At 70.9% G+C, this 10,664-nt stretch carries 10 protein-coding genes and 1 tRNA gene; 6 read left to right on the top strand and 5 right to left on the bottom strand.

All coding sequences use genetic code 11. From position 1 onward, the window contains the following. Positions 1 to 261 precede the first annotated feature (261 nt). Entirely contained in the window at positions 262 to 1,515 is a 1,254-nt protein-coding gene (locus ASG29_RS07160; RefSeq protein WP_200932391.1) for a hypothetical protein, read from the bottom strand. Between the two features lie 99 nt (positions 1,516 to 1,614). Here ASG29_RS07160 and hemF point away from each other — a divergent pair, with 99 nt between their 5' ends. Both hemF and ASG29_RS07150 read left to right on the top strand, forming a co-directional pair. Further along, on the top strand, positions 1,615 to 2,457 hold the full coding sequence (gene hemF / locus ASG29_RS07155; protein WP_055982398.1) for an oxygen-dependent coproporphyrinogen oxidase: 843 nt from the start codon (positions 1,615 to 1,617) through the stop codon (positions 2,455 to 2,457). A 4-nt stretch (positions 2,458 to 2,461) separates the two neighbouring features. After that, a complete protein-coding gene (locus ASG29_RS07150; protein WP_055982397.1) occupies positions 2,462 to 3,049 on the top strand; it encodes a GNAT family N-acetyltransferase in 588 nt (195 codons plus the stop codon). Here ASG29_RS07150 and ASG29_RS07145 read toward each other — a convergent pair. Both ASG29_RS07145 and ASG29_RS07140 read right to left on the bottom strand, forming a co-directional pair. Beyond that, entirely contained in the window at positions 3,025 to 3,765 is a 741-nt protein-coding gene (locus tag ASG29_RS07145) for a hypothetical protein (RefSeq protein ID WP_055982395.1), read from the bottom strand. The two genes, ASG29_RS07150 and ASG29_RS07145, sit on opposite strands and share 25 nt — an antisense overlap. Then, positions 3,762 to 4,598 carry a hypothetical protein gene (locus ASG29_RS07140; protein WP_055982392.1) on the bottom strand — a complete coding sequence of 279 codons (837 nt, stop codon included), beginning with the start codon at positions 4,596 to 4,598 and terminating at the stop codon, positions 3,762 to 3,764. Before ASG29_RS07140 ends, ASG29_RS07145 begins: the two co-directional genes overlap by 4 nt. An 86-nt stretch (positions 4,599 to 4,684) precedes the next feature. On the opposite strand from ASG29_RS07140, the gene lipB reads away from it, so the two are divergent. From lipB to ASG29_RS07125, 3 genes are all read left to right on the top strand, one after another. Next, complete coding sequence (gene lipB / locus ASG29_RS07135; RefSeq protein WP_055982390.1) at positions 4,685 to 5,362, top strand: lipoyl(octanoyl) transferase LipB; 678 nt, start codon at positions 4,685 to 4,687, stop codon at positions 5,360 to 5,362. A 90-nt stretch (positions 5,363 to 5,452) separates the two neighbouring features. Next, on the top strand, positions 5,453 to 5,725 hold the full coding sequence (locus ASG29_RS07130; protein ID WP_055982388.1) for a hypothetical protein: 273 nt from the start codon (positions 5,453 to 5,455) through the stop codon (positions 5,723 to 5,725). A 123-nt stretch (positions 5,726 to 5,848) separates the two neighbouring features. Beyond that, positions 5,849 to 6,688, top strand: coding sequence for an arylamine N-acetyltransferase family protein (locus ASG29_RS07125; RefSeq protein WP_055982386.1), 840 nt, complete (start codon positions 5,849 to 5,851; stop codon positions 6,686 to 6,688). Between the two features lie 28 nt (positions 6,689 to 6,716). Here ASG29_RS07125 and ASG29_RS07120 read toward each other — a convergent pair whose 3' ends face one another. Both ASG29_RS07120 and ASG29_RS07115 read right to left on the bottom strand, forming a co-directional pair. Then, positions 6,717 to 9,122, bottom strand: a complete 2,406-nt coding sequence (locus tag ASG29_RS07120; protein ID WP_055982384.1) for a zinc-dependent metalloprotease — start codon at positions 9,120 to 9,122, stop codon at positions 6,717 to 6,719. Positions 9,123 to 9,145: 23 nt separating this feature from the next. After that, positions 9,146 to 9,997 carry a peptidylprolyl isomerase gene (locus tag ASG29_RS07115; RefSeq protein WP_055982383.1) on the bottom strand — a complete coding sequence of 284 codons (852 nt, stop codon included), beginning with the start codon at positions 9,995 to 9,997 and terminating at the stop codon, positions 9,146 to 9,148. Between the two features lie 106 nt (positions 9,998 to 10,103). Here ASG29_RS07115 and ASG29_RS07110 point away from each other — a divergent pair. Next, positions 10,104 to 10,194, top strand: a tRNA-Ser gene (locus tag ASG29_RS07110). Positions 10,195 to 10,664: the final 470 nt, after the last annotated feature.

Here is a 10,664-nt window from a genome sequence, read left to right as displayed (position 1 = left end):
AGTCAGAAGGGGTTTTCACGCGAAGGCGCGATGACGCGAAGAGAAGATAAAGGAAGAAGGTTTTTCGCGCAGAGGCGCAGAGGCGCAGAGAGCGTGCGCCCGGGGTGCCGTCTCGCGCAGCGAGACCTTCGATCCTGTGGCTGTCACGTTCACTGGCTGCTGACGCAGCCGGGACATTGCCGCAAGCGCAACACCTCCGCGTCTCCGCGCCTCTGCGCGAAAAACCCTCTTCTCTTCGCGTCTTCGCGGCTTCGCGCGAACTCACCCTTCTACCGCGACGAACGGCACCGGCGCGGCCGGGACGGGCAACGCAGCGACGGGCGAGGGATCGCCCAGCAGGCGCCAGCCGGTGGGGAGATAGTCGGTCGACATGTAGAAATAGAAGCCGCACGTGCCGTCGCTGCGGTAGCTGCCGCCCTTCACGATCCCGAACGCGCGGCCACCCAGGAACACCGGCGCGCCGCTGTCGCCGCCGCGGCAGCCGGGGCCGGCGACCGTCACCCAGGTCGGCGTGCACAGCCCGCCGCACAATTGCCCGGCGGGCGCGAATTCGACCAGTTCGACCGTCGCGCAGCTGTAGCCCGTCCGCTCGCCGCGGTGGCAGACGAAATCGCCCGTGCGCGTCGAATCGAGCGGGCGGCGCCCCTCCACCGTGCGGACCTGCGTGCGCGCGGTATCGGCGTAGAAGGTGGGGCCGAGCGCGCCGTCGACCGCGTTGATCTGCACGTCCTGATAGCCCCAGCCCCATTGCGCGACGAAGGGCATCGGTGCGGTCGCGCCGTCGGGGGCGATATATTTCAGCTCGTCCGGGCAATGCGCCGCGGTTGTCAGCGCGGTGCGCGTGCCGTCGGTGACGACGAAACCCGTGGTGCAGGCGAAGCGGCGCGGATCGCCGGGATTGCTGCCGATCACGCGCGCCCCGCCCTCCGCCGCCGGACCACTCATCGCGGCGCTGACGCCGTCGCCGCGCACGCTGACGGGCACGCCCGCGATGGCCGCCATCCGCTCCGCGATCGGGATCGCGCCGATCGTGTCGACGTCGATGCGGCTGGCGGAAACGACGATCGCCCCCCGCGCCAGGTCGATCCCCATGCCCGGCGCATGGGGCAGCTGCGCCGCCAGTTCCACCTGATGCGCGGCCAGCGCGGCGGACAATTGCGCGCGCGTCGCGGACGCGCCGGTGCGGTAGACGATCGGCATGGTCAGGCCGTCGACGACGATCGCCTCGTCCTCCACCGCCGCGTCGCCGGTCAGGCGCACGACGATGCGGAAATCGGGGCGATGCTCCACCGCTATGCCCGCCAGCCGCGCGGCATGATCGCGCGCGATCCGCTGCGTCACCGCCACGCTGGCCTCCTGCGCGCGCAGGCGGCGCAGCGCGACGTCGGGCGTGACCGGGAACATCCGCGCATATTCGGCCGCGTCCTGCGCCAGCGCGTCGGTCGCGGACAGCATCTGCGCCGTCGCGGGTCCCGCCCAGATCGCCAGCAGCGCGGCCGGCCAGATCGCCTTCATGCCCGAAGCTCCATCCAACGGTCATGCCATGCCGCAGCACAATGGCGACTTAACGGCAGCGCGGTTCCGTTCGGCGCGATAGCGCTTTAAGGCGCGTCCATGCTGACGCTCGACCCCCAACAATCGCAGGCCCGGACGTGGTTCGAGCATCTGCGCGACCTGATCTGCGCCGAGTTCGAGGCGATCGAGCGCGAGGGCGGATCGGACGCGGCGTTCGATTATATCGCGTGGGACCGCGTCGATCCGAGCGGGGAGCCCGGCGGCGGCGGCGTGCGCGGCGTCATGAAGGGCACGGTGTTCGAGAAGGTGGGCGTCAACGTCTCCACCGTGGGCGGGACGTTCGAGAGCGAGTTCGGGAAGACGATCCACGGCGCGGGCGAAGATCCGCGCTTCTTCGCGACGGGCATCAGCCTGGTCGCGCACATGGCCAATCCGCATGTGCCCGCGGTGCACATGAACATGCGGTTCCTGCGCACGACGAAGCAATGGTTCGGCGGCGGCGCGGACCTGAACCCGCCGCTGCCGATCGCGGCGGATACCGAGGATTTCCACGCCACACTGAAGGCGGCGTGCGATGCGCACGATCCGGCGCATTATCCGCGCTTCCGCGACTGGGCGGACGAATATTTCTACATCCCCCATCGCAAGGTCCACCGCGGCGTCGGCGGCATCTTCTACGACCACCTCGAGGGCGATTTCGCGCGCGACTTCGCCTTCACGCAGGATGTGGGGCGCGCGTTCCTGGACACCTATCCGCGGATCGTGCGGCGACGGATGGACGCGCCGTTCACCGATACCGACGTGGCGCAGCAGCGCGCGTGGCGCGGGCGCTATGCCGAGTTCAACCTGGTGTACGACCGGGGGACGCTGTTCGGGCTGAAGACCGGGGGGAATATCGACGCGATCCTGATGAGCCTGCCGCCCGTGGCCACGTGGGAGTGACCTCGTGGGACTGACCCCGGTCCCGCCCGACGAGGTGGCGACGATCGTCACCACGCTGGAGATGCGGCGGCGTCCGCCGTTGCGGCCCCTGCCCGCCTCCCCCTTGCGGCTGGTGCGCTGGGCGATGCCCGATCCGGACAAGTACCGCATCCTGTTCCGGCGCGTGGGCGCGCGGTGGCTGTGGTATTCGCGGCTCGCCATGGACGACGCCGCGCTGACCGCGATCGTCCACGATCCGGACATCCACGTCCACGCCGCGGTCGACCGCGCGGGCGTGGAGGTGGGGATGCTGGAGCTGGACTTCCGCCATGCGGGCCAGTGCGAATTGTCCTATGTCGCGCTGGTGCCCGAACTGGCGGGCAAGGGGCTGGGCCGCTGGTTGATGGCCGAGGCGCTGGCGCGCGCATGGGCGCCGGGGGTGGAGCGGGTGTGGCTGCACACCTGCACGCTGGACCATCCGCATGCTCTGGGCTTCTATCGCGCGCAGGGGTTCGACCCGATCCGGCGGACGATCGAGACCTTTCCCGATCCGCGCGTCACCGGGCTGCTGCCCGCCGATTGCGCGCCTCAGCTGCCCCTTCTGGCGCGATAGACGACGATCCCGACCAGCAGCGCGGCGACACGCCACGCCGCCCCCGCTGCCGCGATCCCCGCATCGACCAGCGCCAGCACCAGCGGATTGCCGTTGCCCGGCGCACGCAGCCAGTCGTCCGCCGACATCAACGGCACCGCGACGATCCATTGCGCCAGGAACAGCGCGACCAGCGCACCGGTGATCGCGAGGCCCAGCCCGCGCGTCCGCCGCAGGCTGCCCGACAGCGCGTCGCCCACGCCCGCCGCGGGTTCGGCCGCGAGCAGCGGGATCGCGAGCAGCAGCCGCGCCTGCGCGTAGAGGCCGGGCAGCACGAACAGCCATAGCCCCAGCCCGACCGGCACCGCGGTCAGCAGGCTGACCAGGGCGAAGGGGACGATCCGCCGCGCCGCCAGCCGCAGCGCCTCCGCGACCGTCGGCTGCGTCGGCGCCAGGAGCAGGATCGCGATCGCGGCGGCGCCGAACAGCCCGACCAGGTCCGCCAGGACATAGCCCGGCGCGTTGCCCCGCCCCCAGGCCATCACCGCATCCATCCACCCCTGCATCGCCGCCTGATCGCGCGGGGCGGCGGGCAGCGGGGGGATGGGGTCGCTGAGCAGCAGCACCGCGAAGGCGGGGAGGAACACGAACAGGCCCGCGATCGCGCCCATCGCGGCGCGGTCGCGCCGGAACAGCCGCCAGGCGGCGGCGAGGAGGGTGCCGGGCGTGACCATCATGCCGCGGCGTGCGCGACCCCGTCGTCCGCCCGCGCCGCGACGTAATATTGCGCGTAGAAGGCCATCTGCACCGTGCTGGTGACGGTGGTCAGCACGGTGCCGACGACCGCCACGACGAACGCCTTCGTCGCGGTCGCATCGCCGTCCAGCAGCAGGCCCGCGACGACGCCCAGGACGCTGGTGACCGCGATGAACAGGACGCCCAGGACGACCAGATACAGGATCATCACGCCGATCAGCCGCAACGTCGCGCCGCGGGTCAGCGCAAAGCTGCGCACGATCGCCCGCACGCCCAGCCGTTCGTTCACCACCACGGCGAACAGCGGCGCCAGCCGCGCGCTGAGCCAGAGGCCCGCCAGCATCAGGAAGATCGACAGCAGCCCCGCCAGCGCGACGCCCCCGGCACTGGCGTTCTCGATCTGGATCCGGCCGGTCGCGGCGTTGTACGTCGCGCCGGAGGAGAACACGATGTAGCTGAGCGGCAGGATCACCAGCACCACCGCCAGCATCATGACCACGATACAGGCCAGCACCGGGCCGAGCCGCCGCAGCCCGATCTTCACCCCGGTCGCGCGGTCGATCGCGGGATCGCTCGCCACCGCGGTGATCGCGAGCAGGCCGATCAGCAGCAGCACCGTCACCGCCAGGCCGACCAGCCCGCCCAGGAAGCGCGGACCGGGCGCGGTCCCCGCGAAGGCGGTGACCGCATTGCCCGCGACGCCGGGCACGAGGATGAACAGGACCGCGATCCAGGCAAGGATGCCCGCGCGCCCGTGCAACACCGCGACCGTCCGGTCCCAGACGTCGCTGATCTTCACCCGCCTGCCGCTCATGCCCGCAATCCCCCTTGGCTGACCCGCATCGCGTAGCCGCCCCTCGCCCGCTTGCCAATCGCCCCGCGCATCCGCATCTCGCGTCCGTGGACGACCGACAGGACATCGAATGGCGCGTGACGCCGGGGCTGACCGACTATGCGACCGCGCTGGCCGAGATGGAAGCGCGCGCGGCGGCGGTGGCGACGGGGGATGCGGGGGAACTGATCTGGCTGCTGGAACATCCCCCCGTCTACACCGCGGGGACCAGCGCGGACCCCGCCGAACTGGTCGACGCGCGCTTCCCCGTCGTGGCGGCGGGGCGGGGCGGCCGATACACCTATCACGGCCCGGGCCAGCGGGTCGGCTACCTCGTCCTCGACCTCAATCGCCGCGGGCGCGACGTGCGCCGCTTCGTCCATTCGGTCGAGGGATGGATCATCGCGGCCTTGGCGCGGGTCGGCATCACCGCCTTCCGCGCGCCGGGCCGCATCGGGATCTGGACCATCGACGCCGACGGACGGGAGGCGAAGATCGGCGCCATCGGCGTGCGCGTCCGCCGCTGGGTCACGCTGCACGGCTTCGCGGTCAACCTGTCGCCGGACCTGTCGCATTTCGGCGGCATCGTGCCGTGCGGGATCGCCGACCATCCGGTCACCAGTGCGCAGGCGCTTGGAATGACGGGCGATCCTGCGACCCTGGCTGCAACCTTCGACGCCGCGCTCGCGTTGACCGCGGACGCCTTTCTCGAAAGCCTTGCTTGTGCGCTTGAAATCGAGGCTTGAGGGGGCTGCGTCTTGTCATTAGTGTCAAGTGCGGTTTGGGCGGTACGGTAGAGCCGACCGCCAAAAACTACAGTCTAGGGAGCAAATTTCATGCGTGCAGTCATCACCAAGGTTCTGGCCGGCTCGGCGCTCGCGGCTGCGGCGCTCGCGATCTCGGCGTGCGGTTCGAAGACCGAGACCACCGAGAACACCATGATCACCGACATGAATGCCACCGAGGGCATGGAGACCACGACCGACAACATGACGGCCGTCGACAGCTCCATGAACGGCGGCATGATGGCCAACGACATGATGATGGGCAACGACACGATGATGATGTCGAACACCACCACCACGACGACGACCACGAACGCGATGTAATCACGCCGACCGGCGTCGTTACGACAAGGGGCCGTCCGGGCGACCGGGCGGCCCTTTGCGTTCGGCCGCGCCGGTCGCGGGAACGGGGTGCGCGGACGCGCGCCGCCCGCTACAGCGCGCGGCATGTTCGACCTCGACGCCTATCTCGCCCGCATCGACCTGCCCGCGCGGCCGACCCGCGACCTTGCCGGGCTCGCCCGGATGCAGCGCGCGCACCGGCTGGCGATCCCGTTCGAGAATTTCGACATCCATCTGGGCCGCGGCATCGCGATCGACGGCGCGCGCGTCTTCGCCAAGCTCGTCACCGCGCGGCGCGGCGGCTATTGCTTCGAACAGAACCGCTTGTTCGGCGACGCGCTGACCGCGCTGGCGTTCGACCACCGGCCGCTGCTGGCGCGCGTGTGGCTGGGCATCGACATCGCGCGGGGACCGGTCCCGCCGTTGACGCACACGTTCAGCTTGGTCGCGATCGACGGCGAGACGTTCGTCGCGGACCCCGGCTTCGGCGGCAGTTTCGCCCCGGTCATGCCGTTGCGCGACGGGGCGGAGGCGACCGCGCCCGACGGCGCGCGATACCGCCTGTCGCGCCATGCGACGCACGGCTGGCTGCTGGAGCGGCTGGGCTCGATCGCCGCGACGGACGGCCGCGCCACGGGCGAGGGGTGGCAACCGCAATACAGCTTCACCACCGGCGCGGTGGCGGAGGCGGACCTGATGCTGGGCAATTGGTGGACCTCCACCGCGCCGGGAACGCGCTTCACGACCCTGCGCATCGCCAGCATCGTCCTGCCGCACGGGTTCGCGACGCTGGTCGACGACCGCTATCGCCGGGTCGCGGGCGATGCGGAAACCGACGCGCGCATCACCGATCCGCGCGTCTACCGCATGCGGCTGGGAATGATGTTCGGTATCGCGCTCGACACCGCGGAAGTCGCGGCGCTGGGGCTGTTCGCGCCGACGTGAGCGGCCCGGACGGCCGATGCCGCCCGCGCTACAGCCCCGCCATCCAGTCGCTTTCCGCGCCGCCGATCGGCATTCCCGGCGGCACGCGCGGGGTGCGTTTGGGCAATTCGGCCAGCGTCGCGGTCAGGCGGTCGTCGTCGCCGAGCAGCCGCGCGGTCGACCGTGCCCAGGGGTCGCGCCCCTTCGCCAGCCGCGCCGCGGCGGCGACGACCGCCTCGTCCGCCACCGCGGCGACGCCGGACGCGACCTGCGGATCGCGCGACAGCTGCGCCAGCATCAGCAGCGTGCGCGTCGCGATCCGCTGCGTCAGCGGGTCCGACGCGCGGTCGACCGTCGCCGCGGCCAGTCGCGCGATCACGTCCTGCGCCCCCGGCATCGCGGGGTCGGCGGCCTGCTGTAGCGCCAGGCGTTGCAGGCGATCGGGATCGAGCAGCGCCGACAGCGTGACGGTCGCGGCGACGTCCGCCGCGACGAGGGGATCGAACACCGGCCCGCCCGCGGTCTGCATCACCTCGATATCGAACTGCCGATCGTTGCCGCCGCTCCTTCCCGCGGACAGCAAGGGCACGAGGCGCGCGGGCACCGTCAGCGCGGCGGGCGTCAGCGTCGCCAGCAGCGCGTCGATCGCGGCGCGCTGCGCGTCCGCGGGCACCGGCGTCGCCGCCGCCTCCTGCCCCCCGCCCGCGACGGGGTAGACGAAGCCGCGCCCGCCGATCGGCTTCGCCGCCGCCTCCACCTGATAGCGGTGCAGCAGCCAGATCGGCACGAACTTGCGCCGCAGATTCTCCACCGCCTCCCCCGGCCGCAGCGCCGCCGGGCCGAAGCGGTCGATCGCGGCGCGGCGGACCGCCATCATCCGCGACAGCTCCGCCACCGGATCGGCGCCGTCGTCCCACAGGCTGGCCCAGGGCTGCCCGCTGCTCGGCGGGCGCGCGTCGCCGTCCGCGACGAAGCGCAGGCCGGAGGCGGCGAGCGCGGCGGCCTTCGCCGCGTCTGCCTGCGCCTGCGTCGTGCCGGGGGCGGGCTGGCCGTACAGGCGGTCGATCGCGGCCACGTCCCACGCGCCGACGCCGACGCCATAGGCATCCGACAGGTCGGGCACGCCGTCCTTCAGCACGATGCGCGGGGCGGGATAGTCCATCACCGACGCGCGATCCTGCGTCGAGGCGGCGAAATTATGCTCCAGCCCGATCGCATGCCCGACCTCGTGCGCGCCCAATTGCCGGATGCGCGCCAGTGCGGCCTGCACCGGATCGTTCGGGCCGCCCGTCCCGACCTTGTCCGCGCCGACCAGGCCTTCGAAGATCAGCATGTCCTGCCGCACCCGCAGCGAGCCGAGAAGGACGGAGCCGCGCACGATCTCCCCCGTCCGCGGGTCGATCACCGTCTGCCCGTAGGACCAGCCGCGGGTGGCGCGATTGACCCAGTTCACGACGTTGTAGCGTGCGTCCAGCGGGTCCGCGTCCGCGGGCAGGATCGCGACGCGGAAGGCATCGACATAGCCCGCCTTCTCGAACGCCTGCCGCCACCAGCCGACCCCTTCGGCCAGCGCGGTGCGGATCGGTTCGGGCGCGGCGGCATCGATATGGAACGTCACCGGCTTCTTCACCGCCGACCGCGCGGCGGCGGGATCGACCTTCTCCAGCCGGAAGCGCGCGGCCAGCGTGTAGACCACGTCCTGTCCCAGCGGCGCGGCGTAATCGACCACCGGCGCGCCGAAGATCCCGCCCCAGCGCGGATCGAAGCGAATGGGCGTGTAGCCCGGCGCGGGCAGGCGGATCAGCGAATGATGAACCGTCAGCGCCAGCGACCGCGCATCGGGCGCGACATCGGTCAGGAAGCGCGCGGGCTTGTCTCCCACGTAGGTCTGCCGCGCCTCAAGCTCGATATTGTCGGGGAACACGCGCGTCGCGGCGGCGTCGACCACGCTGGCGCCCGTATCCAGCCTGTATTCCCCCGCGCCGCCCTGTCGCAGCGCGCCAGCGATGCCGAGCACGTCGCGGGTCAGGAAGCCGGCCAGGTCGACCTGCACCGCGCCGCCGGGCAGCGTCTTCGCCACGTCGCCGACCCAGGCGGTGGACGCGGCGAGGCTCTCGCGCGCCGCGCGCTGTTCCGCGGGCGAACCGTTCGTGGCGCGGAAGCGCGGGTTCTCATATTCCGCCACCACCTTCTTCCCCATGCGGCGGAAGGCCAGGACATAGGTGTCGCCCTGCTGCGCATGGTCCAGGCCGGTTTCGGGCGTGCCCAGCCCGGTGCGCAGCGACGCGGTATACAGGAAGCGCGCCGACACGCCGTCCGCGCCGGGCGGCGGCAGCGTGACGAGGACGCGGCCCGCCTCCCTGTCGACCTCCACCGGCAGCAATGTCGGCGCGGAAACCTGCGCCGACACGGGCGCGGCGGTGGCGAGCAGCAGGGCGAGCGCGCGGAGGATCATCGATACGGGCTTTCGAGCGGGGATCAGGGGACGCGGCGGGTGTCGAGCGGCATTTCGCACACGTCGATCGCGCCCGAACCGATCGTCGGCGCGGGCGGGTTCTCGCGCCGGCGCAGCGCCGCGGCGAAGCGTGGATTGTCCGCGGCGCGATACTGGAATTTCGGGCGCGTCGCGGGCGGAAGGTCGCTGGCCAGCGCGGCGGAGACGATCGGCAGGCGCTCCTGCGCGGTGGCATATACCCCCAGCGGTGCATCGCTGCGCGGCAGGCCGGACAGGTATTTCATCCCCTCCACGATCCGCCCCACGACGGCGTAATTGCGGTCGAGCCGCCGCGCCGACTGCCCGATGGGGGTGAACAATTCCGCGCCCGACCCGCTCGTCGGATCGCTGTCGCGCGCGACGCCGACCATGCCGTAGCAATGCGGCAACCATTGATGCCCCTGCGCGTCGCTGGCGACCGGCCAGCCGTCCGCGGTGATCCCCGACGCCGCCGAATGCGTATCCGCGCGCGCCATGCGGACGACGGGGGCGAAGGCCGCGATCTCGAACTCCGCCGGCACCGCGACCGCAACGCCGACGGGCAGCGGCTTCTTCTCGCTCGCGTCGCCCCATTGCGCGACCCAGTTCTCCTGCACGCGATAGACGCTCGACCCGGTCCACCACCCCGCGCGCGCCAGTTTCCGGATATTGGCGACGTGCAGCGGGGCGTGTGCGGGCGCCAGGCGGATGACGACGGTGCGGTTCCCCGCCAGCGTGATGACGAGCAGGTCGTCGTCCGGGATCGCGCGCCAGTCCGTGGGGATCGGATCGTGCGGTGCCGGGGCGGTCGGGGCGGCGGCGGCCTGAAGCAGCGCGAGCGCGAGGATCATGGTCATGTCCCCGCAGCCTGCCCCACCCCGCGCCCGCGCGCAATCGCCGCGCGTGCACGCATGCTTGCGTCCGGGCCTGCCACGCTCTAGGGGCGCTGGCTTCCCGGTATGCGGAGCGGTGGCCGAGTGGTCGAAGGCGCTCGCCTGGAAAGTGAGTATACGTCAAAAGCGTATCGAGGGTTCGAATCCCTCCCGCTCCGCCAACCAGTCATGGGTTATTCGCGACCGCAGCGATCCCGCGCATTTCCCGCGCGTTTCCACGCCATTCCAACTTGATTCGGTACTCCGGAGAATTTGAGGCGGGCGAGAGATCGCGTTCTGAAGCCCTTTTTCTCCGCCGCTATCACCGGCAGTACGGAATGACTTTCGAGCGATCGCTACCGGCTCACCTGGGCTTCCTCAGCGAAGTGCCTGCCGTGATTTCGATCCCACAATCGCCCGATCATTTCTCGTTTCTCACGCCAGTGAGCATTCCCTGATCCATGCCGGTTTACAGGGAATTCTGATTATTTGGCCATAGCCGGCCAGTTGCGCGAGATTGAGAACCTCACATTTCAGCGGGTGTTCGAGGCAAATTCCCTGCGCCGCGTAACAGGGAATTGCGTTTGCCTATTGACGTGCTCCCCAAAGCTCTACCAGTCATAACTGGAGTCCGGGGTTGGTATGGTGCCCC

Origin of the sequence: Sphingomonas sp. Leaf412 (assembly GCF_001425405.1) — a bacterium.
Classification (GTDB): Bacteria; Pseudomonadota; Alphaproteobacteria; order Sphingomonadales; family Sphingomonadaceae; genus Sphingomonas.
The sequence above is the reverse complement of the archived record's forward strand: the minus strand, read 5'-3'. Positions and strand labels throughout refer to the sequence as shown.

Bases quoted from the DNA above. Each gene is read 5' to 3' on its own strand.
- ASG29_RS07160 (WP_200932391.1), bottom strand. From the start codon at position 1,515: ATGAAGGCGATCTGGCCGGCCGCGCTGCTGGCGATCTGGGCGGGACCC.
- hemF (WP_055982398.1), top strand. From the start codon at position 1,615: ATGCTGACGCTCGACCCCCAACAATCGCAGGCCCGGACGTGGTTCGAG.
- ASG29_RS07145 (WP_055982395.1), bottom strand. From the start codon at position 3,765: ATGATGGTCACGCCCGGCACCCTCCTCGCCGCCGCCTGGCGGCTGTTC.
- ASG29_RS07140 (WP_055982392.1), bottom strand. From the start codon at position 4,598: ATGAGCGGCAGGCGGGTGAAGATCAGCGACGTCTGGGACCGGACGGTC.
- ASG29_RS07130 (WP_055982388.1), top strand. From the start codon at position 5,453: ATGCGTGCAGTCATCACCAAGGTTCTGGCCGGCTCGGCGCTCGCGGCT.
- ASG29_RS07125 (WP_055982386.1), top strand. From the start codon at position 5,849: ATGTTCGACCTCGACGCCTATCTCGCCCGCATCGACCTGCCCGCGCGG.
- ASG29_RS07120 (WP_055982384.1), bottom strand. From the start codon at position 9,122: ATGATCCTCCGCGCGCTCGCCCTGCTGCTCGCCACCGCCGCGCCCGTG.
- ASG29_RS07115 (WP_055982383.1), bottom strand. From the start codon at position 9,997: ATGACCATGATCCTCGCGCTCGCGCTGCTTCAGGCCGCCGCCGCCCCG.